Source organism: Natrinema sp. H-ect1 (assembly GCF_041821105.1).
GTDB classification, from domain to species: domain Archaea; phylum Halobacteriota; class Halobacteria; order Halobacteriales; family Natrialbaceae; genus Natrinema; species Natrinema thermotolerans.
In genome coordinates, this window is record NZ_JBGUBA010000001.1 from 141,294 (window position 1) to 166,279 (window position 24,986).

Consider the following 24,986-nt stretch of genomic DNA (forward strand, 5'->3'; position numbering starts at 1 on the left):
GTTAGTCTTCCATCTCGGTTTTGGCGACCTCCGCGCCGGCGAACTCGAGTACTTCCTTCGCGCCGCCTTCGGAGTAGCCCTGTTCGATCAGCGCGTCGATCCACGCGGAGCGTTCGTCGTCGTCGAAGTCGTTGGCCGACACCAGCGCGGAGAAGTTGATGTTGTGCTTCTTGTCCTCCCAGAGCTTGCGTTCCAGGGCACGGCGCAGGCGCTCGTTGTCCTGCGGGTTGAACGCCTCGCCCTCGCGGGCGCGCCGCGAGACCCAGTTCGAGACCTCCTGGCGGAAGTCTTCCTTCCGATCTTCGGGGATGTCGAGTTTCTCCTCGACCGAGCGCAGGAACGTCTCGTCGGGCTCTTGCTCGCGGCCCGTCAACTCGTCCTCGATGGTGTCGTCGTCGATGTAGGCCATCACGTGGTCCATGTATTTCTCGCCCTGGCGCTGGATCTCGTCGATGTCGTAGGCCAGCGCGTGGCGGACGTCCTCGATGGCGCGTTCCTTGTACTCCTCGCGGACCGTCTCGAGGTAGCGGTAGTACTGCTCGAAGTTGTCCTCCGGGATGGAGCCGTGGTGTTCGAGGTTCTCCTCGAAGAAGTTAAAGACGGTCAGCGGCGAGAGGAACCCGCGCTGGCGATGTTTGGAGTCCATGATCGCCTCGGCGATCTCGTCGCCGATAAAGCGCGGTGAGACCCCGACCATGCCCTCGCCGATCTCGGCTTTCGCCTCGGCTTCCTCGCGGAGCTTTTTCGTGTCGATATCGTCGCCCTCGTCGATCTCGCCGTTGTAGGCTTTGGCCTTCGAGAGCAGCCCGACGGTCTCGGTGTCGGGTTCCTCGATGCGAGTCAGGACGCCGAACAGCCCCGCCATCTCGAGGGTGTGTGGCTCGACGTTGATGTCGGGCACGTCGGCGTTTTGCAGCATCTTCTCGTAGATGTTGGCCTCGTCCTCGTAGGAGAGGACGTAGGGGAAATCGATCCGCTTGGTACGGTCGTTGAAGGCCTCCATCTTCTCGTCGCCCTTCTTGTCCTTGTACTCGGGCATGTTCGTCCGGCCGACGATCACCTGGTCGATGTCGATCCGGGGGTTGTTCTTGGGCTTGATCGTCTGCTCTTGGGTCGCGTGCAGGAAGTCATAGAGGAACTCCCGCTGGAGTTTGAGCAACTCCTCGCCGGAGAAGATGCCCCGGTTCGCGTTACAGAACGCGCCGGAGTAGTCGAACGCTCGGGGGTCGCTCTCGCCGTAGATGGCGATCTTCGAGTAGTTGACGTCGCCGGTGAGTTCGGTCTCGTCCTGGTTCTTCTTGTCCTTGGGCTCGAAGGTCTCGAGGCCCTGTCGCTTGTTCTCGTCGGCGACGAAGCGGACGATCTCGACGTGGTTCTCGAGGACCTGCTGGAGGTCGTCCTCGTAATAGGCCAGCAGTTTGTCCATGTAGAACTCGCTTTCGGGATCCAGCGCCTGCTCGTTCTGGATAGTGTAGGGGGCATCGAGGTTCTCGTTGAGATCGTCGATGACCCGCTGGCGCTGCTCGAGGGGGAGGAGGACGAGCGGGTCCTGGTTCATCGGCGACCGGACGGTGTCGTCGGCCGGGTCCTGGTCCTGGATGACGTCACAGAGGTTCGTCCACCGGAAGGTGTACATCCGGCCGTCCTCGCGGAGCGTGTAGTCCTCGAAGTACTGCCGGACCTGTTTGTCGAAGTGGGACTTCCCGGAGCCGACCGGCCCCAGCAGGAGCTTGATCCGCCGTTCCGGCCCGAGCCGGCGAGCGCCGGATTTGACCTTGTTGACGAACTCGTGGATCGACTGGTGGATCACCTTCCCGTAGAAGGTGTTCTCGCCGTCACCGAGCGGGTCCTCGCTGGCGAGTTGGTACTCGACCATCCCCTCGGTTTCGTCGTAGGTGGTGCCGTAGTAGTCGAACATGTCCGCGACGCGCTGGTGGGCGTTGCGGGCCACCTTCGGGTCCTCGTACACCTCCTCTAAGTACCAGTCGAAGGACTTGGTTTCCCGCAGGTCCGCGGGCATCGACTCTTTGTAATCGGTACTGAGCTGCTCGAGTGTCTCGATGTCACCGGTCATGGTATCGTTGAGTGGGTTCCCCCCGTTTGCGGTCGTCCGTGATCGCACGGAGTGAAAGCGGACGTCTTCGACCAGCCGAGGCGTCTCGCGGCCGAACCGTCGGAATCCGTCGCCTCGCTGTACCCGACGTGAGCGTCGAACTCGTCGGGCTCCTCGAGGGGACTCTCGGGGAGCGTGACCCGTTCGTGGGCGGCGTGGTAGCGTGTCATCTGTCACCTTTCACCACTCTCCGTTGCCCAACACCGTGTAGGGGGTCGAGCAACGGTGCGCCGGGGACGGGCGCGGAGTGGATCGGTCCGGCGATCGGATACCGATAGTATTTAATGAGTGAGTAATCCAGGTACTTAACCTTAGCCCCAAAAGGTATTTGTCAGAACCTCATTCCACACGAATTCTGCTAGAAACATATGTTGGGCCTAGGTATCACACCCCACATTCGGGCGACTACGGTATAAGTTGCCAGCCTGCATAGGCAGCGTGGGCTCGCGCGCGCCAGTTCGGGGTCGCGGCGAGTCACTGGACCACCCTCGTCCCTCTGGCCACCGTGACGAGGGGGATTTAGGCGCGGGGCGTCTATCGGAGGCTATGTCGGACTCGACCGCTGACGACGGGGGTATCGACTCGCGGCTCCCCGAGGCCTGGCAGGTCTGGAGTCGGGGCGAGGACGGCCGGCTCGTCCTCGCGTACCGACCGGATGTCTTCGACGCCGCGGACTTCCCCGCTCCCTGTCTGCCGACGCTGTATCTCACCCACGGCAAGCGAACCCGACGTCCCGGCGTTCACCCCGGCGACACCGCCGACACCGCGGACTGGTTCGTCACGCTCTATCTCGAGCCCGACGTCTCGCTGGACGAGACGCTGCGGTACCCGACGCGCGACGCGGCCCTCGAGGAAACGGTCGCACTCGCCCGGCGGTTCGACGACGGCGAGATCGACTACCGCAGGTTGTATCAGGTTCCCCGCGAGGCGTACTTCGAGCGACTCGACGACCTCACCGGCGACGGCTGCGAGGACTGACTCCCGAAACGGTGATCGACTGGACCGTCGCGGCCGCCGTGACGTGACCCTTAACCGCCAGTGGCGAGTATCCATTCCCATGTCGACCGTTACGCTCGTCGGGTCCCGGCTGGCCGAACCGGGGACCGAGTTCATCTACGAGGGCGAAGCCGACGCCTGTGCCGGCTGTCCGTACCGGAGCCAGTGTCTCAATCTCTCGCCGGGCACGAAGTATCAGGTCACCTCCATCCGCGAGAACGCACAGACCCTCGAGTGTGCCATGCACGACGGCGGGGTCCGGGCCGTCGAGGTCGAACCGGTCTCCGTGCGCGCGAACATCACGTCGAAGGGTGCCTTCGCCGGCAGCAAGACCAGCCTCCCCGGCCCCTGCCCCTACGTCGAGTGTCCGAGTCACGAGTACTGCGAGCCCGACGGCGTCGCCTTCGACGAGGAGTACCGCATCGCCGAGATCGTCGGCGAGCCGCCACACGAGGTCTGTCACCTCGATCGGTCGCTCGAGTTGGTCGAACTCGAGACCGACGAGTGACCGCTCTTTTCTATCGTTCTGACGCGTGATTCCACGACAGCGGACGCTTCGAGGCCCAATCACGGCTCGGTGCCGACGATCACCACCAGCCCTGCGCCGATTACGCCCGCGATGTCCGCGCCGACGAAGGCCGGTGCGTACGTCCCCGTGAGGTCGTCGGTGAGACCGACGGCCACGGAACGAGGGTCCCGAGACGGCGAAAGACACCGAGACGAGTCCGAAGACGACGAACGCACCGCCGAAACCACCGGGGACGACCTACCAGCCGCGGTCAACGCGGCGATCGGGCGTCGGACCCGTCGCGTCGTCAGTGCAGGCGGTATCGCGAGGCCGGTCGGGATCGCTATCGGGGCCCATTCGATCGTCCTGTTTGTTTCCGACACAGAATATTTAGCGAGTCGTTCAACAATGCCTAAAATTTAAAATGGAATACAGTATCGACAGTGTATGGGAATGACAGACAGGACAGCCCCGACGGGAAATGTCGTCGAACGAGTAGGGAACCGAGTCGCAGACGTGGTCGAACGGTGGATGCCGAGCCCGTTTCTGTTCGCGATTATCCTGTCCTACGCGGTGTTCGTGGTCGGCATGATCGTCGAGGGACAGGGGCCGACGGAGATGGTCCAACACTGGTACGACGGGTTCTGGGCGTTTCTTACCTTCGCGATGCAGATGGTGTTGATCATCATGACTGGATTCGTTATCGCCTACCATCCGCGGGTCAACGACGGACTCCAGCGGTTGGCAGCGGTCCCGAACACCAGCACGCAGGCCGTCGTGCTGGTCGGCGTCGTCTCGATGCTGCTGGCCTGGGTTCACTGGGGGCTCAGCCTGGTCGTGGGCGCCATCTTCGCTCGAGAGATGGGCAAGGCGGCCTACCGGGAGGGGATCACGGTCCACTATCCGCTGCTCTGCGTGGCGGGCTACATGGGGATGGGGCTCACCTGGCACTGGGGTCTCTCCGGTTCGGCACCCCTCCTGCTCGCGACGTCGGGCAACGAGTTCATCGAACTCGGGATCATCGACGAACCCGTCAGCACCTCCGCGACGATCTTCAGCGGCTACGCGCTCGCGCTTACCGCGCTGTCGATCCTCTTTGCGGCGACCGTCCTCTATCTGCTGACGCCCTCGGCGGAGCGCTCGCGGGAGATCACTGACTACGTCCCCGAGGAAGACCTCTTCGGGTCGGTGACCGACGGCGGCGTCGACGACGCGACGGCGGACGGAGTAGCCGCCACGGAACCGTCGCACGACGACCGCGTTCCCGCCGAGCGGATCGATAACAGCCGGTTGCTGGGCGGGGTCATTGCACTGACCGGCGTAGCGGTGATCGTCTGGGAGTTCGCGACGAACGGGCTGGATGCGCTGAACCTCAACGTACTGAACTTCGGGTTCCTCTTCGCCGGTCTCGCACTCTACACCCGCCCCGCACTCTATCGCGACCGATTCGGCGACGCCGCAGACGCTGCGGCCGGCATCATCCTCCTGTTTCCCTTCTTCGCGGGCATTCAGGGGATGATGAGCGGGTCCGGATTGGCGGAGACGATGGCCGAGGCCCTGCTGGCGATCTCGACCCCCGAGACGTTCCCGGTCATCGCGTGGCTTACCGCCGCGGTCGTCAACCTCTTCGTCCCCTCCGGCGGCGGGGAGTGGATCGTCCTCGGACCACCGATCCTCGAGGCCTCACAGGCGGTCGGAGTGCCGGTCGGCCAGACGACGATCGCCTACGCCGTCGGCGACGCCCACACGAACCTGCTGAACCCGTTCTGGGCCCTCCCGCTGCTGGCGATCACGAAGATCCGGGCCCGGGAGATGTTCGGCTACGCCGTCACGATGTTACTCGCGTTGATCCCGTTCCTCGCCGTCGTGCTGTACGTCCTCCCCTACTGAGGCGGATTCCCTCTGTTCCTTGAGGCGAACGCGACGGAAAAACAGCGATCGCTGACGCTACTGTGCCTCGAGCGCGCTCTCCTCGAGCCAGCTTCCCGCCCAGCACTCGATCTCGCCGAAAACCGGCTCGAGGGACTCGCCCTTGTCGGTGAGGCTGTAGAAGGTGGCGACGGGGGCATCCTCCTCGATGCGTCGTTCGACGAAGCCCATCTCGCCTAAGTCGTCGAGAACCCGCGAGAGGGTGCGGGCGTTCGCGCCCGTCGAGCGCTTGAGTTCGTTGAAGCGCTGTTCGCCGTCCAGTAGCTCGTGGAGGACCGCCAGTCGCCACTTGGAGCCGATCTGCTCGAGGGAGGCGATCACGGGACAGGCGCCGTCGTCCTGTTCGCGGGGTTCGGGCCGTTGGGATGCCATTGAGTACCGCCGCCTACGTCGCGAACCGTTTTAGTAGTTCGCATACGAACCGGGTATCATCGTGTTAGTAGATTGTGCGCGGCGACCGGCAGCGCCGACGCCGGCCCGACGGGTGAGACGGCGATGACCGACGACGGAACGGCCGGAACGGACGGGTCCGACGCCCTCGAAATCGATGCCGCCGACCACGACGGCTCGCTCTATCGGATCCTCTCGAGCGCGGTCGTCCCCCGGCCGATCGCGTGGGTGAGTACCACGAGCGAGGACGGCGTCGACAACCTCGCGCCGTACAGCTTCTTCACCGTGGCGTCGGTCGACCCACCGGTCCTGCTGTTCGCGCCGGTCGATGGAGCCGACGGGCTCAAGGACACGCCGCGAAACGCCCGCGACACCGGCGAGTTCGTCGTCAATCTCGTCACTGCGGACCTCGCCGAAGCGATGAACGAGACCAGCGCCACGCTGTCGGCCGACGAGAGCGAGTTCGACCACGCCGGCCTCGAGCGCGCCGCCTCGAGCGCGGTCGACGTACCGCGGGTCGCCGACGCCGCGGTGACCTTCGAGTGTTCCCTCCACGACCTCGTCGACGTCGGCGGCTCGACGCTCGTGCTGGGTGAAGTCGAACACGTCCACATCAAGGAATCGGTGACGACCGACGGGAAGATCGACGTCGACGAGATCGACGCTCTCGGTCGACTCGCGGGGAGCCGGTACGCCCGAACCGGGGATCGGTTCTCGCTCGAGCGACCGCCGTAGCTCCCGACCGTCTCCGTCGCGAACGCGGGTCACGGCCGGCGCTACTCCGCCGGCGGGTCGCTCTCGAGCAACGTCTCGAGGTTCTCCAGCGCCCGCAGATAGACGGGGACCGAACCCGCGGCGTGGACGGGGAGTTCGAACGCGATCCGACACCGCCGTTCGCCGAGGTCGTCGACGCGGTGGCCGGCTGCGGGGATCCCGGTCACGCGCCAGGTCCAGCGCCGTTCCGTACGCGACGTGATCTGGAACGGGACCCACGCGCCCGGCACACGGATCCGTCCCCGCGTGTCGGGACGAAGCCGCCGGTCGGTCGCCTCGACGCCGTTGACCAGCGGCGACCACTCCGGCCAGCGGGTCGTGTCGACCAGGAGGTCCCAGGCCTCGGCCGCGGGAACCGAGAGGACGTGCGACACCTCGAGGCGGCGGCCGTCCGGGGTCGTCGCGGTCCGAACTCGAGTCATGGGTTCCCTAGCCGCTCCTCGGATATGAGGGTTTCACGCCGACGGGCGGGGCGGCTCAGTCTAGCCGTCGGAGGTCGCCGTACAGCTCTTCGTTCTGGACGTGCGTACAGAACTGGGCGCACAGCCGGCAGAGCGCGGTCGCGTCGTCGAAGGTTCGGACGCTCCCGTCCCAGCGCGTATGCACGGCACCGAGCATCGCGCTTCGGACGTCCGGTTCCGTCGCCACCATGAACCGCTCGGCGCGCCGCGGCGGGTTCGCGTCGGCCGGATCCCCGTCGGCGTCCGATCCGAGCATGTCCTCGAGGACGCTCCCGATCTCGATCCCGACACCGAGGTTGTCACCGACGGCAGGTGCGACGAACACCGTCGCGTTGCTGGCCCTGGCGAACTCGATGCTCTGGGTCGCCGCGTCCATCTCCTCGAGATCGATCCCGACGTCGATCGCCAGAAAGGCGTTGAAGCCGCGCTCGCGCAGACAGTCTCGGGTCTCCTGTAGCAGCCGGAGAACGTCGTCCTCCGCGTACGACCCGGAGCGCTCGTTCCACGTCGCGAACGACGGGAGAGCGTCGTCGGTCGAATCGGCGTCGTCCGGGAGCAGGGCCTCGACGTCGAACGTTCGGTACGGACCCATCACGTACACCAGAAACCGCTCCCGTTCGACGGGCGAGAGCGCGTCGGAATCGCCGCAGTCCCGCGGGAGATTCTCGATGATACGCTGTCGCATTGGCGTCGGCTACCGAGGGACCACATATAAAATCGGCCGCTATAGAGAGTTCTCTAGTAGACAACGCCTAAGTCGATCGGGCGACAAGCGATTCACACGAGACGGTATGGCAGACGCAACTAACCGAGACGCAGGGGACGTCCGGCAGCCGGAGCCGCCGCTCCCGGAGAACAGCGGGTTGACGCTCGAGGAGTACCTCGACATGCAGCGGGCGATCGGCCATCCGGTCCGGTACCGGTTGCTGCGAACGCTGGTCGCGAACGACGAACTGAGTGCGTCGGCGTTCAACGACGCCGTCGACGTGGCGTCGCACAACTTCCACTATCACCTGGACGAACTGGTCGACGTCGGACTGGTCGATAAACGACAGCGGCGGACGCCAGATAGCAGCGGCTTCTACACCTACTATCGGCCGACGGCGATGGGACGGGGCATCCTCGAACACGGCGTCCACGAACTGATGCGCCGGGAACGCGAGTTCAACGACGCCTACGCCTGACCGCGGCCGATCGGTTCCCGGACCTGACTATCGTCACCACTAGACTTTACTGGGGTGGCTCCCTCCGTCGGACTATCGAATGGCGATACTCGAAGTGGACGACCTCCGGAAGGAATACGGCGGCTTCACCGCCGTCGAGGGCAGCTCCTTCGAGATCGAACGCGGCGAGGTCTTCGGCGTCGTCGGCCCCAACGGTGCGGGCAAGACGACGACGCTGAAGATGCTGGCCGGGCTGATCGAGCCCACCGACGGCACCGCCGTCGTCGCCGGCCACACCCCCGGCGAGCGCGAGATGCAGCGCCGACTCGGCTTCCTCCCCGAGGAGTCCCCGCTCTACGAGGAGATGACCGCGGTCGGCTACCTCGAGTTCTTCGCGGACCTCTACGACGTGCCCGCGGACGTGGCCACCGAGCGGATCCACGACTCGCTGGACCGCCTCGATCTCGAACACCGGGACCGGCGGATCGGGAACATGTCCAAGGGGATGCAACGGAAGGTCGCGATCGCGCGGGCGCTGGTCAACGATCCCGACGTGTTGATCTTCGACGAGCCCGCCTCGGGACTGGACCCACTGACGACCAACTACATCATCGAGTTCACCCGCGAACTGAGTGACGAGGGGAAGACGATCGTCTTCAGCGCGCACAACCTCTTTCACGTCGAGAGCATCTGCGACCGACTCATCATCATGAACGACGGTCGGATCGTCGCCCGCGGCACGCTCGAGGCGATCCGCGAGGCCCACGGCGGCACCGAGTACCACGTCTACGCGACGGCCGACGGTAGCGACGGGCCGGCCGACGCCGACTCGCCGCTCGAGGTCACCGAGGAGAACGGCCAGATCCGCCACGTCGTCGCCGACATGGCCACCGTCGAGGCCGTTCGAGAGGCCGTCGAGGCCGCCGGCGGCCGCGTGACCGACATCCAGACGAAGACGCCGAGCCTCGAGGAGATCTTCCTCGAGGTCGCCAGCGAACCGGAGGAGACGGAGACGTGAGTGACGGCCGCCGCAGTGCGTTCGCCGACCGCCTCCGACGGCTCTCCAACTCCATCGTGCGCACGGGACGGATCGCCCGCTGGGAGGTCACCTCCAGCGCGGGCACCGTCGACCGGAAGACGGCAGTCGCGCTCGTGGTGTTGGTCCTCGCGGCCGGAACCGCCGGCGTCTCCGTCTCTGACGAGGGGCTCGGCCTCGAGCGCGAGATATACGTCGTCGGCGTCGCCGAGGAGAGTCAGTACCACGACGTTGCGGTCGAAGCAAAGCAGTTTCGCCCGGTACCACTGGAAGACGTAGTGGCCGAATCCGGTGGCGGGAACGCCGACACTATCGCGCTTCGGGAGGACGCAAACGTCGACGTGGTGGTGTCCCGCGACGGGCGGATCGCCCACGACGGCCCGAACGGCGCGGCGGCCTACGACGAGTTCCGGAGCGCAGTGGAGACGTACAACGCGAACCTGATGGATCGGGAGTCGGACCAGGCAGCGGCCTACCCTGTCCTCGTCTCCCTCGAGTATCAGGACCGCGACCTCGGGGGGACGACCGCCGACGGGACGAGCGACGACGGGGGCGGAACCGCGGACGAATCGAGCGATGGCGGGGACGGAACCACCGACGGCGGGACCGACAGCGACGGTGACGAACCCGCGACCGGTGGCGGCGGGGGCGGGGACGACGGCGGCAACGACCGCCTCCAGGTCCCCAACGTCGGCGGTGACTCGGGGGCCTCGAGCGCGCCGGGGACGCCCGGCTCGATCGCGCCGCCGTTCCCCTTCGACTCGCTCGTGTTGGCCTTCCTGTTCGTCGTGCCGATGAACTTCGTGATTCAGGCCTACGGGAGTACGATCATGGACGAACGGCTCAACCGCCGCGGCGAACTCCTCCTGGTGTCGCCGGCCTCGAGCCGCGAGATCGTCGCGGGGAAGACACTGCCGTATCTGCTCGGACTCGTCGGGATCGTCGTCGCGATTGCGGTCGGTATCGGCGGGAGCCCGCTCGCAGTCGCCGCGGCGCTGCCGATCGCCCTGCTCTTCCTGGCAGCGTCGTTTACCGGCGCGATGTTTGCCCGCTCGTTCAAAGAACTCACGTTCGTGACGGTCACGATCAGCGTCTTTCTGACGACGTACACGTTCATTCCGGCGATCTTCACCGACGTGAACCCGATCGCGCTGATCTCGCCGCTGACGCTGATCGTGATGGACTTACAGGACGAGTCGGTTCGGCTCGGCGAGTACCTGTTCTCGACGGGGCCGTTTTACCTGAGCGCGGCGGTACTGTTCCTGCTCGGGGCCGGCGTCTACCGCGAGGAGGACATGTTCGCCCAGAAGCCGATCCCGGCGAAGGTCCTCGACGCGGTCGCGAACCGGCTCCACGGCCGGCGGAGCATCGCCCTGCTATCGATCCTCTTTATCCCGTTCGTCTTCGCCGGCCAACTGCTCTCGGTCGCGCTGTTGTTCGCCGTCCCGGAGGTCGTCGCGGTACCGGCCGTGGTCGTCGCCGCCGCCGCGATCGAGGAACTGGCCAAAAGCGTCGGCGTCTACGCCGGGTTCGCCCGCTCGCGGTTCGACGCCACCGCGAAGACCGCCGTCGTCCTCGGCGCGTTCTCGGGGGCCGGCTTCTTCCTCGGCGAGAAGGTCACCCACGTCGTCCAGTTCGTCGGCCTCCCGGACCTGCCGGTCGGCACCGCCGCGTTCGGCCCGACCGTCTCGAGCGATCCGCTGTTGCTCGCGGTCGTCTTCCTCGCACCGCTGGGGCTACACGTCGTGACAGCGATCCCCTCGGCCGTCGGTGCCAGCCGCGGGCGGACCGGCTACGCCGTCGGCTTCCTCGCGGCGACGCTCGTTCACGTCGCGTACAATCTGGGGGTGTTGACTCTTGTCGCGTAACGGCGATCCCGGTCGGGACCGGGACGCGGAACCGCGCGGTCCGAACCCGCCGCAAGCCGACGGCGGTACCGATACGGGCTCGAGCCGGCGAGCTAGGTGGGCGGTCGCCCGTCGCGAACTGGGATCGCTGCGCTCCGAGAAGACGATCATCCTGGCGCTGGCGATCCAGCTGTTCATCGCGGCCTTTTCCTCGTTTCTGGTCGTCGGGCTCGTCTCGTTGTACGATCCTGGGGCCGTCGACAGCTACGAGCTAGATGTCGCGGTCACTGGCGACGACACCGAGACCCTGCTGTCGGTCGCGAACGAACGCGACGGCGTCACTGCCCGGCAATTCGACGACCGTGGGGCGGCCTACGAGGCGTTCGATGCCGGGTCCGTTTCGGCCGTCCTCGACGCCAACCGGAACGACGACGGTCGGCTCAGCGTCAGGGTGACGGCTCCGGAGGAGGGGATCCGGACGACCCTGCTCGTGGTCCAGTTACGGGACACTCTCCAACAGGTCGAACGCGTCGAGCGCCAGCGAAACGCCGACGCCGGCCGCCTCGAGCGCTCGCCGGTCCCCGTGCCGAGCGAGATCGAGGCCAGCCCGTACGTCGGCTTCACCTACACGATCCTGGTGCCGCTGCTTTGCTTCCTGCCGGTGTTCATCAGCGGCTCGATCGCCGTCGACTCGCTGATCGAGGAGCGCCAGCGGGGCACCCTCGAGTTGCTCCGGGTCGCGCCGCTGTCGCTCGCCGAGGTGGTCGACGCGAAGCTGCTGGCGATCGCGGCGCTGGCACCGGTCCAGGCGATCGCCTGGCTGGCGCTGCTCGCCGTCAACGGGACGGCGATCGCCGGCCCGGTCGCGCTCGTCGCGCTGGTCGCCGCGCTGTCCTTGCTCGTGGTGACCGGCGGCGTCGCGGTCGCGCTGTGGGCCCCCGACAGGCGACAGGCACAGTTGCTCTACTCCATGGGCACCGTCGGCGCGCTGGTCGTCGCGACGGTCCTGCCGGAACACCCTGCAAACACCGTCGCGAAGTTCGCGATCGGCAATCCGACGACGACCACGTGGGGACTGCTCGCCGGCTACTGCCTGCTCGCGATCGCCGCATTCCTCGCGCTGCAACGCGGCGTCGACCGCCTCGAGCCGGAGTCGCTCTGACGGGGATCGGGCGCCGGCGCCGTCCGGCGGAACCGGGGGAGATCCGAAACGATTAGTCGCTTCCCGAATGCGTATGCGGTAATGAGCGATTCGGATCCTCCCGACCGGCAACGGACGAACCGAGAGCCGCCCGGCGGGGGCTACAGGACCGACGACTCGACGGAGCAAGAACAGGTCCGCGAAGCGGTCGAACGATCCAGAAGCGGGGCCCCGGCGGTCGGCGCGGTCGTGCGCGACCGGTTTTCCTCCGACGAGATCTTCCAGCGGATCGTCGCGGCCGCCGACGAGGAGGTCACCTCGGGGGGTCGCGAACTGTTCTTCAGCGGCCTCGCAGCCGGTTTCGCCATCACGATCACGTTTCTGCTGTACGCGACGTTGACCGCCTCGACCGACGGTCATCCCATCCTGAGCAAGCTGTTGTATCCGCTGGGCTTTATCTACATCATCATCGGTGGCTACCAGCTCTACACCGAGAACACGCTGCCGCCGGTCGCGCTCACCTTGGAGCGGTTGGCCAGTATTCCCGCACTGCTTCGTCACTGGTCGATCGTCCTCGTGGGCAACTTCGCCGGCGGCGCGCTCGGCGCGCTCGCGCTCTCTTACGGCGGCGTCTTCGACGACGACTCGGCGGCCGCGGCGATGGACCTCGCACGACACGGCGTCGAGACGTCGTGGTGGACGCTGTTTTCCAAGGCGGCCTTCGCGGGCCTGATCGTCGCCGGCGTCGTCTGGATCGTCTACGCCTCCCGCGACACCATCTCGCGGCTGGTCGTCGTCTACATGGCCTTCCTCGCGATCCCGCTGGGCGACCTGTTCCACGTCGTCGTCTCCTTTACCGAGATGGTCTATCTGGTCCTGGCCGGCGAACTCGCCGTCCTGACCGGACTCTACGGGTTCGTCCTGCCGGTCCTGCTCGGCAACACCATCGGCGGGATCGTCCTCGTCACCGTCGTCAACTACTTCCAGACCAGCGAACACCGCCTCGAGTCGGCCCGGTTCGAGGGGGCCGACCGCCAACTCTCGATTCGGGAGTGGCTGTTCGGCAGCTATGCCGGCCGCTCGTACGTGCCGCTGATCGACACCGCGGAGGCCCACGCGAGCGAGAACGGCGACTATCGGGTCCTCGTCCCGATCGCCAACCCCCGCACGGAGTCGACGATCGTCGATCTGGCCTGCCGGCTCGCCAGCGGCCACGAGAACGCGACGGTCCACGCCGTCCACATCGTCCAGATGCCGGGTCGGGCGTCGATGCGGTACGGCGCGGGCCAGACCGAACGCATCGTCTCCGAGTCCGAGGACCGCATGGAGACCGTCCGCCAGCGCGCGGCCTCCTACGACGTCGACTTCGAGACGTCGACGGTCGTCTCGCATCGCTCGTTCGAGGACGTCTTCGACACCGCGGAACGGGAACGGGCCGACCTCGTGGTTCTCGGCTGGGGCGATGACCGTCCCTGGGGCCAGGGCCGTGCCGAGGGCCGGATGAACGAACTGACCAGCAATCTCCCCTGTGACTTCCTCATCCTCAAGGACCGGGAGCTGGATACCTCCCGGATTCTGCTCCCGACCGCCGGCGGCCCGGACTCGGATCTGAGTGCCGAAGTCGCGCGTACGCTCCGGGACCGGTCGGGTGCCGAGATCACGCTGCAACACGTCGTCGCCAGCCCCGACGACCGGGAACGCGGCGAGGAGTTCCTCGCCGAGTGGGCCGCCGAACGCGACCTCGAGGACGCCGAACTCGTCGTCGACGACTCCGGCGACGTCGAGCGAGAGATCTGTCGCCGGTCCCGGGACAACACGCTCATCCTCATCGGCGCGACCGAGGAGGGGGTGATCTCGCGGCTGATGAGCGACTCGCTGCACATGGACGTCGTCAACGAGGTCGACAGTTCGGTCCTGTTGGCCGAACGACCCAGCGACCGCACCGTCATCCAGCGGCTGTTCGGGCACTGGTAGCCGGCGACGGATCACGAACCCCTCGCTGGACCGTCGGCGCCGAACACACGTCCGGTTCAGGAGACGATGCCGGAATCGAGCGATGTGGTATCGTTTGCCGCACCACGTACCGTTTTCCGGCCGGTTCTCGTAGCGCCGGTATGGAATATACCACCCTCGGGTCGACCGGCATGCAGGTCAGCCGCATCTGTCTGGGCTGTATGAGCTTCGGCTCGAGCGACTGGCGCGAGTGGGTCTTAGAGGACGAGGCGAGCAAAGAGATCATCGACCGTGCGATCGATCTGGGGATCAACTTCTTCGACACCGCGAACATGTACTCGCGCGGCGAGTCCGAGCGGATCCTCGGGGAAGCCCTCGAGGGTCGCCGCGACGAGGCGGTCGTCGCCACGAAGGGGTTCTTCCGGATGCGCGACGACGACCCGAACTCGGGCGGACTCTCGCGGAAAGCGATCGAACAGGAACTGGCGGCCAGCCGCGAGCGGCTCGGGATGGAGACGATCGACCTCTATCAGCCCCACCGCTGGGATTACGACACGCCGGTCGAGACGACCCTGCGGGCGCTCGACGATGCCGTCCGCCGGGGCCACGTGCGCTATATCGGCGCCTCCTCGATGTGGGCCCACCAGTTCGCCGAGTCCCTGGGGACGAGCGACCGGCTCGGCCTCGAGCGATTTCAGACGATGCAGAACCACTACAACCTCGTCTACCGCGAGGAAGAGCGGGAGATGCTACCGCTGTGTGACAAGGAAGACGTCGGCGTCATCCCGTGGTCGCCGATGGCTCGGGGCTATCTCACCCGGCCCCACGAGGAGATCGACGCGACGGCCCGCGGCGAGACCGAGGAGTACCTGTACGAACACCCCTACCGCGAGGGCGGCGGCCGCGAGATCAACGAGCGGGTCGCCGAGGTCGCTGCCGATAAGGGTGCAACGATGGCCCAAATCGCCCTCGCGTGGCTGCTCCACAAGGACTGGGTCGACGCGCCGATCGTCGGGACCACCAGTGTCGAACACCTAGAGCAGGCGGTCGAAGCCCTCGAGATCGACCTCTCGGACTCCGACATGGCCTACCTCGAGGAGCCCTACGAGCCGGTGCCGGTGTCCGGCCACCAGTAAGCGAGTGCCGAGCGACACGGCGCGCCGATTACGGGTTCGGGTGCCCCGTCACTCCCGCGAACAGGAGCCGTCGTCGGTCGTATCGATACCTAACAGGTAGTTGCCGCCACAGAAGCGGGCCGTCGCGTTGAACAGCAGGCCCGCCGCCCCGACGGCCAGCACTGCCGCGGTCGCGCGGCGGCCGGCGACCAGCGCGGCGACGGCAACCGCAAGCACCCAACTGCCCAGGACGGCCCTGACGATTCGATCCAGTCCGCCGACGTTTCGCTGCATACGCGAGCGGAGGGGCTGCGAGGACGTATCCGTTCGGCCGAAAATATCGGCCCCGTTTATCCCTGCGGGCCGGCGCTGCGTTCGCTCGCGGCCCACCGGGGGCAATCGTTTTTAGCGTCTTATTCGAAGGCTGACTCATGAAACGCGTTCGCATCACGCTCAGTCCGCGAGGGGCGTACGCGCCGCCGATATACGAACGCCTCGCGGGCGGCGCGAGCTACCTCGAGCGGGCCCTGATCGTCAACTGGAACGTCTCGTCCCCGCCGACGGGGTTCCTGTTCCGGCTCGAGGGCGAGTACCGGCGTTTCGAAGGCGAACTCGCCGACAGCCCGATGGTCTCGGACTACGAGGTACTCCCGATCACGGACCGGGCGTGTTACTGCTTTCTCGAGGGAGAGGTCTCGGTCGCCGCGCGGGCGCTGTTCGAGAACTTCACTCGCGGGAGCCTCATGACGGTACCGCCGATCGAGTGCAACGACGACGGGACGAACACGTTCTCCATCGTCGGGACGGAGACCGACATCCAGACCGCGGTCGACGGCGTCCCCGAGGGCGTCGGCGTGACCCTCGAGCAGGTCGGCGGGAAGCGAGTCGCCGCCGACAGCGTCGTCGGCCGACTACCACCCCGGCAGCGTGAAGCGGTCGAAACGGCCCTCGAACTGGGCTATTACGACGTTCCGCGGGATGTGACGACCGAAGCCGTCGCCGACGAACTCGACTGCGCGACCGCGACGGCGGCTGAACACCTCCAGAAGGCCGAGTCGACGGTGATGGCGTCCCTGCTCGAGCCGCGAGGCTGAATCCTCCCGTCGGCGATTGGGTTCGAGTCAGGGTCCCTATCGTCGTGGCGTGCGGACGAAAAAGAGCGGCCGATCGCCGGGGACGGTTGATCGACGCGCCGAGCGACCACCGATCGCGATCCGTTAATTGCCGCCGTTCGTGGCGTCGGATCGCCACCAGTCGTCGCTCGCGAGGATCGACTCCGCGACCTCGTCGCTGATGGGGTTCGCGTTGACCGTGATGAGCTGCTGGTTGTCGCTGAACGGCGTCCACTCCTGGTTCATCTCGAACACCTGCGGCCAGTTCTGTCCTTCCTCCGGTTCCGGGATGTACCCGAGCTCCTCGTTGTACTGGCCGAGGTTGGTGTCCTCTGAAACGAACAGCGACACGACTTCGCCGGTGTTGAGCCACCGGATCTGGTAGGTGTTGTAATCCGTGAACCAGCTGTCCTGTACGTCTCCGTAGTTAGGGGCCCACTCGACGACGCCGGAGACGATGGCGAACCGTGCCTCGGGGTGGAAGTTGTTGGCGAAGATGAGCCCGCCCCACGATTCGTCGGGACTGTCGAGGATACCGTCGTCCTGTGCGGTCGCCGTGCCCGACCCCGCGCCGACGAGCGCCATCCCGGCCGTCGCTGCAGCGCTCTGTTTCATGAACTTTCGTCGCGTCGACTCCTCGTCGTCCGTCAGTGAAAGTGACTCTCGATCCATCGTAACCTCCGTTTCCGATCAACGCCTCGGTCGTGGAATAAGGGCGGGGATCGTTTCGGCGACCACCAGGACGACGACACCCTTTCGGCTCGTGCAGCCTCGTATTGAGAGTTCGAAGTATCGTACTGAGTCCGGTAATCCGCTCTTAGGAGCGTCACGTATATCCGATCGCGAGTACGCCGGCCGTTTGACCTGGGTGTCAGAAGGGCGATCAGTTCGGTTCCGAACCGGCGGCGGGCCGGACCGCGAGAACCGGGACGGGCGCGCGTCTGACGAGCCGTGCCGTCGTACTCCCCAGGAGGACTCGATCGAAGCCGGTCCGACCGTGGGTCCCCATCGCGACGAGGTCGATGTCGCGGTCATCGACGTACTCGAGGAGACCCTGCGACGGGATGTCCTTTTGGACGTGCGTCTCGACGTCGAGTCCCGCATCCCGCACCGTCGTGGCGACCGTTTCGACCGCGGTTTCCGCGTCGGACTCGAACTGGGCGAGGATATCGTTGGGGGCCATGATGCTCGGCCTGCCCGCGACGGTGCTGACGTCGACGACGCTGACGACGTGGACCGTCGCGTCCGCCCGCGTCGCGATCGCGAGCGCGTGGTCGACCGCGGCGGCGGCCGGCTCGCTGCCGTCGGTCGGCAACAGTATCTCGTCGTAACCCCCGGCCCACTCGCTTCGCTCGGTCACGCGGGCGGTCATCACCGGCACGTCCGACTGACGGACGACGCGTTCGGTGACGCTGCCGGTGAGATAGCGGTTCACGCCCGTTCGGCCGTGAGTCCCCATCGCGATGAGATCGATGTCGTGTTCCCCGACGTACTCGAGGATCGTCGCTGCCGGGCTGCCCTTCAGGACCGCCGACCGAACCCGATCGGTGTCGGTCATCGTCTCGATTCGTTCGACCGCGGCCGCCGCTTCGTCCTTGAGGCGCTCGACGAACGCCGGGCTGACGCCGCCGGCGTCGAAGACGCCGCCCGCAGCGCTCACGTCGACGACGCTGACGACGTGGACCGTCGCGTCGAACCACCGCGCGAGCCCCAGCGCGTGACCGGCGACTCGAGCCGCGTGATCGCTGCCGTCGGTCGGAACGAGAATGGAATCGTACATGAATCAGCAAACGCGGCCGCGTCGCTTAAATCGGTCCCGTCGATCCTGCGGGCCGGGACTACACGCCGGCGACGAGCGCGGCGAGTACGGCGCCGTGCCAGAGGACGATCGCCGCCGTGTATCGGGGCTCTGCCGTCGGCACCGGCGGGCGACGAACGATCGCATCCCAGAGGAATCCGGTCGACAGCAGCGCGCCCGCGAGGAGGCCGTACCGAACGTCGACGGCCAGATACAGCCCGAGGACGGCCCCGAGGAGCAGGGACGCGAACATGCCGACGAGCAGTCGATCGTAGTGATCCATCTTCCTACGTGGATGTAATGGACCCGACTCGAAAGGGCATACGTCGATTCCGAGCCGGCTGGAGTCGTGACAAGGACTGAAGGTCCCGAAGACCGGTGTTTACTACAATCGGACGGAACTCGAGATGGACTCGAGGAGGCCGTCAGGAGAGGCGAGCGGCGACGTCGGCCTCGGTGATGATCCCGACGGTCTCGCCGGCCTCGGTGATCATCACGGCCTTGTAATGCTCGAGCAGGTTACTGATCTCGTCCAACGTGGCGTCTTTCGAGACGGTCGGGAAGCTCTCGCTCATGTGTTCCTCGATCGGTTCGTCGCGGTCCTCGGAGTCGAGGTGGACGAGGTCGCTCTGACTGATCGAACCGACCGGAATCCCGTCCTGAATGACCGCCAGCTGGGAGTAGGCCTCCTTCTCCATTCGCTGGGCGGCCTCGCTGACCGGGTCGTCGGGCGAGACGCTGACGACTGCCTCGTTCATCAGGTCCGCGGCGCGGATGACGTCGTGCTCGGCCGTCTCCAGCGCGTTGACGATCCGTCGGAGCGTCGACAGCCGTGGGTCGACGTCGCCGCCCTCGATGCGGGCGATCAGCGGCTGGGAGACGTCGGCCGTCTCGGCGAGTTCGCTCTGGGTGAGTCCGAGGTCGGTACGACGTTGGCGCAGGTCGGCGGGCGTCGGAAGCTCCATACGGAACAATAACTGCGGGTTATAGAAAGAGCTTTGGGTCCCTCGGCACCGCGTCGCGAGTCGCTACTCGTCGTCGTCGGGGACTTCGGCGATATCGACGACCGACAGCGGCACGTCCCGCAACGCGCCGCCGACCTCGCTTTTCGCGATTCGGGAGGCGTGTTCCTCGCCGTCGGCGTTGAACACTTCCATCTCGAGTGCGAGTCCGACCAAGGCGGTGTCGGCCGCGATAAAGGCCGAGTCGAAGGGTTCGCCACAGGCGGGACAGCCCGTCGCGCCGACCTCGACCTCGACGTAGTCCATGTCTTCGCTGTTGAGTCGCTTCCCGGCTTCGCTGACGGCGACGCCGATCGCGTCGTCGATCTGCTCGACGTCACGAACGAGCCATGCCGCTTCCATCGCGACGAGATAATTGCCCATACGTGGTGGTCGTTCTGGGGGGTTTCCTGTCTTGCGGTTCGTCGGCGTCGCTATCCGCGGCCGTTCGGAGGGGGTCGGCGGGCGACTCGCTCGGGGCGAGGGCGAGCGTCGACGGCTGCCGCTCGGCTTCGGCCGACCGTGCGCACGTGAATCGCATTATTCGCATAAGTTACGGGAAATCCCCCGATCGATTCCCCCCGACATACCCGTAGATCGATCCGAGTACGCCTCGAGTTGGGCCTGCAGAAACTGTAGTTGAATCGCAAGCAGGCGTCGACCCGATAGCCTATTTACTATCATTATGATTTCCTATTTTCACAAAGGCTTATATAGGGGCTCCGTCTGGGGACTGACGAACGCTGATGATATCCCGCGCGTACCACGCGACGCTGTTCGCACTGTACCAGCTCTGTATCGTGATCGGCATCGTCGCGATGCCGCTCGCGATCGCCGCCCGACAGGCCGGCCTCACCCTCCCGATCCACCGCCTCATCGAGACCGTCGAGGGGGCGTACGAATCGACGCAACGCTAAGGACCCGACTCGAGTCGCTCGTTTTCGCGAACACTCCGACGCAGAGCAGTCGGTATCGGCCCCTGACTGGCCGCTCGCGTGTCGAGGAGAGCAGCCTCGACCAGGTGTCGAGATTCGTACCCGATTACGCGAGATCTGCGTCAGCCGGCGAAGTGGCTGTGGTCGCCTGCCGACGATCGGATCGTGGAACTGGTGAATGACGAGGGGAACGTGACGCCTCGCGCACTTCCCGTGACGGGGACATCCCCGGATCGACATCAGTTGTGGCGACGCCGGCGATCGCTGTCGCAAACTCGTCGAGTACAGACTTCCTGAACGGCTCGATTGCGCCCTCTACCGCCTTACTGACAAAGGTGGGGTCTATCTGGAAGACGATCTCGACGCCTCCGAGTTCGAACCGATCGACGCTCCGATGGTCGACGAGTGACATCGTTCTCTCAGAGTTCTCCGCGGACCAGTTCCATCGTGTCGTTCAGCCAACTGGGCAGCAGCCGCGCCGGCGGGTCGCAATCGACGCACTCTCCCTCGTCGTTGAACTCGAGCGTCCACTCTTCCTGGCCGAGTTGATCGAGATCGTCCGGCCGCCATCGGGACCGTAACCCGATCTCTAACGTGGCCCGCGTTGGCTCTTCGGGCGGGACTTCCTGCCCGAGGTCGCTCTCGATCTCTCGCCGGTCGCGATCAGTTGTCGTTGACATGGCAACTGGAGGTGACGGGCGCTACCCCTTTTGAACTAACTTACAATTCCGAAGTTCACGGGGCGGTGAACGTCGTCGGCTCGGAGGGCCGAGGCTATGTTAGTTTCCAACCTAACACTTATTATGTAAGGATCCATACTAACATACAGGGATGAGCGAGGACGTTACTGTCGTTCGCGACGAGGTCGAAGCCTACGCGGACGGTACTGTCGCCCGCGTCCGCATACTCGCGGTCCCTGAGTCGGAGAAGTTCCCGGACGGCATCAAATATGCCTTCCACTACGGTGACACCGGTGCTGACGACCCGATCATCCGGTTCGACAACACCACGGCGTCCACGAACTGCATCTCGGATCACGGGTATTCGAGACCGACTACCCGGGACTACAGACGCTGTATCGCGCCTGGCGTGCAGCACTTCCGTTCGACAAGCGAACCGACTGGTGACCGACCTACCCCCTAAACCCATGACCCGAACACTCCACGTCCGAATCAACTCGTCGTCCGATCGCAGCGACCTCGAGGACACGCTTGCAGCACTCGATGCCGGCGAGAGTGTCGATCCGAAGCCGTCGACGCTCTCTGTCGAGGATCTCGAGACGTTCGGCCGGATCTTCCGACCAACGAACCTCGAACTGCTCGAGGCGATCGCTGATCACGAACCCGAGAGCATCCGTGAACTCGCCCGGATCGTCGACCGTCACCCGCCGGAGGTGACCGACAACGTCACCGAACTCGCCGACTACGGCCTCGTCGACCTCGAGGAGAACGGGCGCGCAAAGCGGCCGGTCGTCTGGTACGACGAGATCGATGTCGACATCCCGATCGGCCAGCACTCGCCCGACACCGCGCCGGCGTGACGCACGTCGATCTGACAGTTCCAGCTGTCGTGGACGACCGCGACGATCATGGCGTCCGTCTTCGAGCGGGGCCCGTCGCCGGCGTCCGACACGCGTCGGCTCGACCCGTCGTCGGAAGCGGAAACGACGGTTGTGACCGCCGGTGTTTTATATCGTCCCGGCCGTAGATGTCGGTCAATGCATACGCCCACGAACGACTCCGATTTCTCCCGGACGGTCGAGCAGTTGGCCGACGAGCCGAGCCCCTACGAGCCCGAGGTCGGTTCCCTCCCCGAGAACGATCTCACGCAGGCCGACCTCGAGAACGTCAACAAGACGGGAACGACGACGATCGGCATCTCGACCGCCGACGGCGTCGTCATCGCGACGGACATGCGCGCCAGCCTCGGCGGGCGGTTCGTCTCGAACAAGAACGTCCAGAAGGTCGAACAGATCCACCCGACCGCCGCGTTAACGCTCGTCGGCTCCGTCGGTGGGGCCCAGTCCTTTATCTCGACGCTTCGGGCCGAGGTCAACCTCTACGAGGCCCGCCGCGGCGAGAACATGAGCATCGAGGCGCTGGCGACGCTTGCGGGCAACTTCGCCCGCGGCGGCCCGTTCTTCGCCATCCACCCGATCCTGGGCGGCGTCGACGACGAGGGCAGCCACGTCTACAGCATCGACCCCGCCGGCGGCGTCATGGAAGACGACTACACCGTCACCGGGAGCGGGATGCAACTCGCCTACGGGCACTTAGAGCAGGCCTACGAACCGGACATGTCCACCGAGGAAGCCAAGACCGTCGCTGCCCGCGGCATCAAGTCCGCCGTCGAGCGCGACACCGGCTCCGGCAACGGCGTCTTCCTCTGTGAGATCACCGACGAGGGCGTCGACATCCACGGTCACCACGACTTCGACGACGTTCTCTAATCACGGACGAACCGGGCGATTTTGCGTTTTTACCGACGAGGAGTCCCGACCTTCTCGAGCGACTCGTCCCAGGGTCCGTTCGACGGTGTCGGTCGTCCCGCTGCGCGGTTGTCGTCGCCTATCGAAACGGACCATCGAAACCGGACCGCAGAACGATCGAACCGATCACTCCAGTCGCGTCGCCTGCTCGATCTCGGCGTCCGTCAGCGTCGACTCCGCAAGCGTCACCGACCGTCCGGACTCGCTCGAGCGATAGATGGCGTCGATGACCCGCTGGACGGTCAGGGCCTCCTCGACGGTGTTCGACTCCGGCGTCGTACCCGACGAGACGGCATCGAGGAACTGTGCGTCCTGTTCGGCGTAGCCGGTCATCGCCGAATCGCCGGTCATGTCCACGTCGGTGTAGTGGTCGGCACCGGCGGTACCGGACTCGAGGATCTGCAGGTTCGTGTCACCGATGTCGAACTGGGCGCCCGCCGCCGTGCCGCGGACTTTGAAGTCCATGCTCTCCTCGCGGTTGGTCGCCCACGCGGCCTCGAGCGAGATGGTTCGCCCGTCGTCGGTTCGGATGAAGGCACTGACGGAGTCGTCGACCTCGTAGGTCTCGGCCTCGGCGTCCCAGTTGTCGCCGAAGCCCTCGGGGTCGGCGTACTCCTCGCTGGTCCCGAACGTGGTCCGGGTGACGCCGCTGACCTCGGCGATGTCGGGGAAATCGAGCGCGTAGAGCGCGAGATCGAGCGCGTGAACGCCGATGTCGAGGAGGGCACCGCCGCCGGCGAGTTCGGAATCGGTAAACCACGAGCCGGGACCGGGGACGCCACGCCGGCGGACGTAGTCGGCCTCGACGTGGGTGAGATCGCCGAACCGACCGCGGGCGTGTTGTTCGTCGAACATGGCCATCGATGCGGCGTGGCGGTTGTGAAAGCCGACCATGCAGATCCCGTCCGCGCGGGCGGCCGCTTCGGCGATCCGTTCCGCGCTCTCGAGGGTGTGTGCGAGCGGTTTCTCGACGAGGACGTCGCAGTCGGCCTCGAGGGCCGCGACGGCGATGGGTTCGTGGAACCGGTTGGGCGTCGTCACGATGACGGCGTCGACCGCTTCGTCCTCGAGGAGGTCGTCGTGGGTCTCGTAGGTCCGTGCGCCGAACTCCTCGGCGAAGCGGTCGCGCTGCTCGGGGACGAGGTCCGCGCCGGCGACGACCTCAGCACCGAGGTCGCGGACGCTGCGCGCGTGGAGGGTCCCCATCCCGCCGAGACCGACGACGCCAACCCCGATTCCGCCGCCGATCATCGTCCAACCCCCGATCCCGTCGCATCGGCGAACGGCTCGCAGTGAGAAAGGTGCCGTTTCGATGTCGCTTGTGTTCGATCCCGTTCCATAGGCAGAAGCGGTCGGCGACCAAAATAAGGGTTATGACCGATTAATGCGTGTGAGCGTTTTGCACTTCGGGTTTTACTATACTATTTTTGCGTGAATTTCCTTATTCAGTGAATAAATAGCATCTTTCGGATGACCAGTCAGCGCACTGACCGAGCGTGCTAAGGACTCGAGCCCCGACCGCCCGGTCATGGTCGCAGTCACCGTTTGGAACGAGTACCGCCACGAACGGGAGGACAGCGACGCCGCGGCGGTCTACCCCAACGGCATCCACGAGACGATCGCCGAGGCCCTCGCCGCCGACCACGATGTCCGGACCGCGACGCTCGACGAACCCGACCACGGGCTCACCGCGGACGTCCTCGAGACGACGGACGTCCTCCTGTGGTGGGGCCACGAGGCCCACGACGAGGTCGCGGACGGCGTCGCCGAGCGGGTCCGAGATCAGGTTCTCGAGGGGATGGGGTTCGTTCCGTTGCACTCGGCTCACTACTCGAAGCCGTTCACACGGCTCATGGGAACGTCCTGTCGCTTACAGTATCGCGAGGACGGCGAGACGGAGCGGCTCTGGGTCGTCGATCCCGGCCATCCGATCGCCGACGGCCTCGCGGAATCGATCACCCTCCCCGAGACGGAGATGTACGGCGAGCCGTTCGACGTCCCCGAACCCGACCGGCTGGTGTTCGTCAGCTGGTTCGCGGGCGGGGAGGTGTTTCGCAGCGGCTGCTGTTACCGACGAGGAAACGGCCGGATCTTCTACTTCCGGCCGGGCCACGAGACGTATCCGATCTACGAGAACGAGGGGGTTCAGCGCGTCCTACGCAACGCCGTCGCATGGGCGGCCCCGACCGAAGGCTCGCCGCGGACGTTCGGGGAGCGCGAGTAGGC

28 protein-coding genes and 1 pseudogene are annotated in these 24,986 nt (G+C 65.8%); 16 read left to right on the forward strand and 13 right to left on the reverse strand.

Annotated features, from left to right (window positions below):
• Position 1 precedes the first annotated feature (1 nt).
• Entirely contained in the window at positions 2-2,074 is a 2,073-nt protein-coding gene (locus tag ACERIM_RS00725; protein WP_049964419.1) for a PrkA family serine protein kinase, read from the reverse strand.
• A gap of 585 nt (positions 2,075-2,659) precedes the next feature.
• On the opposite strand from ACERIM_RS00725, the gene ACERIM_RS00730 reads away from it, so the two are divergent.
• The 3 genes from ACERIM_RS00730 to ACERIM_RS00740 all read left to right on the forward strand — a co-directional run bounded on the left by ACERIM_RS00730 (position 2,660) and on the right by ACERIM_RS00740 (position 5,507).
• Complete coding sequence (locus ACERIM_RS00730; RefSeq protein ID WP_373630729.1) at positions 2,660-3,091, forward strand: DUF5820 family protein; 432 nt, start codon at positions 2,660-2,662, stop codon at positions 3,089-3,091.
• 79 nt (positions 3,092-3,170) lie between these two features.
• Complete coding sequence (locus ACERIM_RS00735) at positions 3,171-3,617, forward strand: UPF0179 family protein (protein WP_006181749.1); 447 nt, start codon at positions 3,171-3,173, stop codon at positions 3,615-3,617.
• A gap of 447 nt (positions 3,618-4,064) precedes the next feature.
• Positions 4,065-5,507, forward strand: coding sequence for a short-chain fatty acid transporter (locus ACERIM_RS00740; RefSeq protein WP_373630730.1), 1,443 nt, complete (start codon positions 4,065-4,067; stop codon positions 5,505-5,507).
• Between the two features lie 57 nt (positions 5,508-5,564).
• On the opposite strand, the gene ACERIM_RS00745 is transcribed toward ACERIM_RS00740, so the two are convergent.
• A complete protein-coding gene (locus ACERIM_RS00745; protein WP_373630731.1) occupies positions 5,565-5,918 on the reverse strand; it encodes a winged helix-turn-helix transcriptional regulator in 354 nt (117 codons plus the stop codon).
• A 123-nt stretch (positions 5,919-6,041) separates the two neighbouring features.
• Here ACERIM_RS00745 and ACERIM_RS00750 point away from each other — a divergent pair, with 123 nt between their 5' ends.
• Positions 6,042-6,671 carry a flavin reductase family protein gene (locus tag ACERIM_RS00750; RefSeq protein WP_373630732.1) on the forward strand — a complete coding sequence of 210 codons (630 nt, stop codon included), beginning with the start codon at positions 6,042-6,044 and terminating at the stop codon, positions 6,669-6,671.
• A 41-nt stretch (positions 6,672-6,712) separates the two neighbouring features.
• Here ACERIM_RS00750 and ACERIM_RS00755 read toward each other — a convergent pair whose 3' ends face one another.
• Positions 6,713-7,132, reverse strand: a complete 420-nt coding sequence (locus ACERIM_RS00755; RefSeq protein ID WP_373630733.1) for an SRPBCC family protein — start codon at positions 7,130-7,132, stop codon at positions 6,713-6,715.
• Between the two features lie 55 nt (positions 7,133-7,187).
• Positions 7,188-7,856, reverse strand: a complete 669-nt coding sequence (locus ACERIM_RS00760; RefSeq protein ID WP_049964425.1) for a hypothetical protein — start codon at positions 7,854-7,856, stop codon at positions 7,188-7,190.
• Between the two features lie 106 nt (positions 7,857-7,962).
• Between ACERIM_RS00760 and ACERIM_RS00765 the strand changes: the two genes are divergently transcribed.
• The 6 genes from ACERIM_RS00765 to ACERIM_RS00790 all read left to right on the forward strand — a co-directional run bounded on the left by ACERIM_RS00765 (position 7,963) and on the right by ACERIM_RS00790 (position 15,447).
• Positions 7,963-8,355 (forward strand): helix-turn-helix domain-containing protein, encoded by a 393-nt coding sequence (locus ACERIM_RS00765; protein ID WP_006648926.1) that lies wholly within the window; start codon positions 7,963-7,965, stop codon positions 8,353-8,355.
• 79 nt (positions 8,356-8,434) lie between these two features.
• Positions 8,435-9,352 (forward strand): ATP-binding cassette domain-containing protein, encoded by a 918-nt coding sequence (locus ACERIM_RS00770; RefSeq protein ID WP_373630735.1) that lies wholly within the window; start codon positions 8,435-8,437, stop codon positions 9,350-9,352.
• Positions 9,349-11,238: a PrsW family intramembrane metalloprotease gene (locus ACERIM_RS00775; RefSeq protein ID WP_373630737.1), complete on the forward strand. Its 1,890-nt coding sequence runs from the start codon at positions 9,349-9,351 to the stop codon at positions 11,236-11,238. Before ACERIM_RS00770 ends, ACERIM_RS00775 begins: the two co-directional genes overlap by 4 nt.
• Complete coding sequence (locus ACERIM_RS00780; RefSeq protein WP_373630738.1) at positions 11,228-12,379, forward strand: ABC transporter permease; 1,152 nt, start codon at positions 11,228-11,230, stop codon at positions 12,377-12,379. Before ACERIM_RS00775 ends, ACERIM_RS00780 begins: the two co-directional genes overlap by 11 nt.
• A gap of 81 nt (positions 12,380-12,460) precedes the next feature.
• Positions 12,461-14,332: a formate/nitrite transporter family protein gene (locus tag ACERIM_RS00785; RefSeq protein WP_373630739.1), complete on the forward strand. Its 1,872-nt coding sequence runs from the start codon at positions 12,461-12,463 to the stop codon at positions 14,330-14,332.
• Between the two features lie 140 nt (positions 14,333-14,472).
• Positions 14,473-15,447 (forward strand): aldo/keto reductase, encoded by a 975-nt coding sequence (locus ACERIM_RS00790; RefSeq protein WP_373630741.1) that lies wholly within the window; start codon positions 14,473-14,475, stop codon positions 15,445-15,447.
• 48 nt (positions 15,448-15,495) lie between these two features.
• Here ACERIM_RS00790 and ACERIM_RS00795 read toward each other — a convergent pair whose 3' ends face one another.
• Entirely contained in the window at positions 15,496-15,720 is a 225-nt protein-coding gene (locus ACERIM_RS00795) for a DUF2892 domain-containing protein (RefSeq protein WP_006181759.1), read from the reverse strand.
• A 137-nt stretch (positions 15,721-15,857) separates the two neighbouring features.
• On the opposite strand from ACERIM_RS00795, the gene ACERIM_RS00800 reads away from it, so the two are divergent.
• A complete protein-coding gene (locus ACERIM_RS00800; RefSeq protein ID WP_373630742.1) occupies positions 15,858-16,520 on the forward strand; it encodes a helix-turn-helix domain-containing protein in 663 nt (220 codons plus the stop codon).
• Positions 16,521-16,643: 123 nt separating this feature from the next.
• Here the strand turns inward: ACERIM_RS00800 and ACERIM_RS00805 are convergent, their stop codons facing one another.
• The 5 genes from ACERIM_RS00805 to ACERIM_RS00825 form a co-directional block, all read right to left on the reverse strand.
• A complete protein-coding gene (locus ACERIM_RS00805) occupies positions 16,644-17,210 on the reverse strand; it encodes a twin-arginine translocation signal domain-containing protein (RefSeq protein WP_049964435.1) in 567 nt (188 codons plus the stop codon).
• Between the two features lie 211 nt (positions 17,211-17,421).
• Entirely contained in the window at positions 17,422-18,318 is an 897-nt protein-coding gene (locus ACERIM_RS00810) for a universal stress protein (RefSeq protein ID WP_373630744.1), read from the reverse strand.
• Positions 18,319-18,376: 58 nt separating this feature from the next.
• Positions 18,377-18,619: a hypothetical protein gene (locus tag ACERIM_RS00815; protein ID WP_006648934.1), complete on the reverse strand. Its 243-nt coding sequence runs from the start codon at positions 18,617-18,619 to the stop codon at positions 18,377-18,379.
• A gap of 142 nt (positions 18,620-18,761) precedes the next feature.
• Positions 18,762-19,301, reverse strand: a complete 540-nt coding sequence (locus ACERIM_RS00820) for a CBS domain-containing protein (RefSeq protein ID WP_006648935.1) — start codon at positions 19,299-19,301, stop codon at positions 18,762-18,764.
• Positions 19,302-19,364: 63 nt separating this feature from the next.
• Positions 19,365-19,721, reverse strand: coding sequence for a DUF555 domain-containing protein (locus ACERIM_RS00825; RefSeq protein ID WP_006181764.1), 357 nt, complete (start codon positions 19,719-19,721; stop codon positions 19,365-19,367).
• Between the two features lie 362 nt (positions 19,722-20,083).
• On the opposite strand from ACERIM_RS00825, the gene ACERIM_RS00830 reads away from it, so the two are divergent.
• Entirely contained in the window at positions 20,084-20,254 is a 171-nt protein-coding gene (locus ACERIM_RS00830) for a hypothetical protein (protein ID WP_006181765.1), read from the forward strand.
• 124 nt (positions 20,255-20,378) lie between these two features.
• Here the strand turns inward: ACERIM_RS00830 and ACERIM_RS00835 are convergent, their stop codons facing one another.
• Both ACERIM_RS00835 and ACERIM_RS00840 read right to left on the reverse strand, forming a co-directional pair.
• The gene (locus ACERIM_RS00835) at positions 20,379-20,684 is read right to left on the reverse strand and encodes a hypothetical protein (protein ID WP_373630746.1); all 306 of its coding nucleotides are present in this window, start codon (positions 20,682-20,684) and stop codon (positions 20,379-20,381) included.
• Positions 20,685-20,691: 7 nt separating this feature from the next.
• On the reverse strand, positions 20,692-20,952 hold the full coding sequence (locus tag ACERIM_RS00840; protein ID WP_373630748.1) for a hypothetical protein: 261 nt from the start codon (positions 20,950-20,952) through the stop codon (positions 20,692-20,694).
• 151 nt (positions 20,953-21,103) lie between these two features.
• Here ACERIM_RS00840 and ACERIM_RS00845 point away from each other — a divergent pair.
• The 3 genes and pseudogenes from ACERIM_RS00845 to psmB all read left to right on the forward strand — a co-directional run bounded on the left by ACERIM_RS00845 (position 21,104) and on the right by psmB (position 22,721).
• Positions 21,104-21,399, forward strand: a pseudogene (locus ACERIM_RS00845) (DUF6516 family protein).
• A gap of 20 nt (positions 21,400-21,419) precedes the next feature.
• Entirely contained in the window at positions 21,420-21,812 is a 393-nt protein-coding gene (locus ACERIM_RS00850) for a helix-turn-helix domain-containing protein (protein WP_006648937.1), read from the forward strand.
• A 177-nt stretch (positions 21,813-21,989) separates the two neighbouring features.
• Positions 21,990-22,721: an archaeal proteasome endopeptidase complex subunit beta gene (gene psmB, locus ACERIM_RS00855; protein ID WP_373630749.1), complete on the forward strand. Its 732-nt coding sequence runs from the start codon at positions 21,990-21,992 to the stop codon at positions 22,719-22,721.
• Positions 22,722-22,886: 165 nt separating this feature from the next.
• Here psmB and ACERIM_RS00860 read toward each other — a convergent pair whose 3' ends face one another.
• Positions 22,887-24,011, reverse strand: coding sequence for a Gfo/Idh/MocA family protein (locus tag ACERIM_RS00860; protein WP_373630750.1), 1,125 nt, complete (start codon positions 24,009-24,011; stop codon positions 22,887-22,889).
• A 277-nt stretch (positions 24,012-24,288) separates the two neighbouring features.
• Here ACERIM_RS00860 and ACERIM_RS00865 point away from each other — a divergent pair, with 277 nt between their 5' ends.
• On the forward strand, positions 24,289-24,984 hold the full coding sequence (locus tag ACERIM_RS00865) for a ThuA domain-containing protein (protein WP_373630752.1): 696 nt from the start codon (positions 24,289-24,291) through the stop codon (positions 24,982-24,984).
• Positions 24,985-24,986 lie beyond the last annotated feature (2 nt).

Coding starts and splice junctions, on each gene's coding strand:
- ACERIM_RS00860 (WP_373630750.1), bottom strand. CDS start 24,011: ATGATCGGCGGCGGAATCGGGGTTGGCGTCGTCGGTCTCGGCGGGATG.
- ACERIM_RS00840 (WP_373630748.1), bottom strand. CDS start 20,952: ATGTCAACGACAACTGATCGCGACCGGCGAGAGATCGAGAGCGACCTC.
- ACERIM_RS00820 (WP_006648935.1), bottom strand. CDS start 19,301: ATGGAGCTTCCGACGCCCGCCGACCTGCGCCAACGTCGTACCGACCTC.
- ACERIM_RS00805 (WP_049964435.1), bottom strand. CDS start 17,210: ATGGATCGAGAGTCACTTTCACTGACGGACGACGAGGAGTCGACGCGA.
- ACERIM_RS00770 (WP_373630735.1), top strand. CDS start 8,435: ATGGCGATACTCGAAGTGGACGACCTCCGGAAGGAATACGGCGGCTTC.
- ACERIM_RS00815 (WP_006648934.1), bottom strand. CDS start 18,619: ATGGATCACTACGATCGACTGCTCGTCGGCATGTTCGCGTCCCTGCTC.
- ACERIM_RS00830 (WP_006181765.1), top strand. CDS start 20,084: ATGATATCCCGCGCGTACCACGCGACGCTGTTCGCACTGTACCAGCTC.
- ACERIM_RS00850 (WP_006648937.1), top strand. CDS start 21,420: ATGACCCGAACACTCCACGTCCGAATCAACTCGTCGTCCGATCGCAGC.
- ACERIM_RS00755 (WP_373630733.1), bottom strand. CDS start 7,132: ATGACTCGAGTTCGGACCGCGACGACCCCGGACGGCCGCCGCCTCGAG.
- ACERIM_RS00785 (WP_373630739.1), top strand. CDS start 12,461: ATGAGCGATTCGGATCCTCCCGACCGGCAACGGACGAACCGAGAGCCG.
- psmB (WP_373630749.1), top strand. CDS start 21,990: ATGCATACGCCCACGAACGACTCCGATTTCTCCCGGACGGTCGAGCAG.
- ACERIM_RS00740 (WP_373630730.1), top strand. CDS start 4,065: ATGGGAATGACAGACAGGACAGCCCCGACGGGAAATGTCGTCGAACGA.
- ACERIM_RS00765 (WP_006648926.1), top strand. CDS start 7,963: ATGGCAGACGCAACTAACCGAGACGCAGGGGACGTCCGGCAGCCGGAG.
- ACERIM_RS00825 (WP_006181764.1), bottom strand. CDS start 19,721: ATGGGCAATTATCTCGTCGCGATGGAAGCGGCATGGCTCGTTCGTGAC.
- ACERIM_RS00725 (WP_049964419.1), bottom strand. CDS start 2,074: ATGACCGGTGACATCGAGACACTCGAGCAGCTCAGTACCGATTACAAA.
- ACERIM_RS00800 (WP_373630742.1), top strand. CDS start 15,858: ATGAAACGCGTTCGCATCACGCTCAGTCCGCGAGGGGCGTACGCGCCG.
- ACERIM_RS00865 (WP_373630752.1), top strand. CDS start 24,289: ATGGTCGCAGTCACCGTTTGGAACGAGTACCGCCACGAACGGGAGGAC.
- ACERIM_RS00835 (WP_373630746.1), bottom strand. CDS start 20,684: ATGTCACTCGTCGACCATCGGAGCGTCGATCGGTTCGAACTCGGAGGC.
- ACERIM_RS00795 (WP_006181759.1), bottom strand. CDS start 15,720: ATGCAGCGAAACGTCGGCGGACTGGATCGAATCGTCAGGGCCGTCCTG.
- ACERIM_RS00760 (WP_049964425.1), bottom strand. CDS start 7,856: ATGCGACAGCGTATCATCGAGAATCTCCCGCGGGACTGCGGCGATTCC.
- ACERIM_RS00730 (WP_373630729.1), top strand. CDS start 2,660: ATGTCGGACTCGACCGCTGACGACGGGGGTATCGACTCGCGGCTCCCC.
- ACERIM_RS00810 (WP_373630744.1), bottom strand. CDS start 18,318: ATGTACGATTCCATTCTCGTTCCGACCGACGGCAGCGATCACGCGGCT.
- ACERIM_RS00735 (WP_006181749.1), top strand. CDS start 3,171: ATGTCGACCGTTACGCTCGTCGGGTCCCGGCTGGCCGAACCGGGGACC.
- ACERIM_RS00745 (WP_373630731.1), bottom strand. CDS start 5,918: ATGGCATCCCAACGGCCCGAACCCCGCGAACAGGACGACGGCGCCTGT.
- ACERIM_RS00750 (WP_373630732.1), top strand. CDS start 6,042: ATGACCGACGACGGAACGGCCGGAACGGACGGGTCCGACGCCCTCGAA.
- ACERIM_RS00790 (WP_373630741.1), top strand. CDS start 14,473: ATGGAATATACCACCCTCGGGTCGACCGGCATGCAGGTCAGCCGCATC.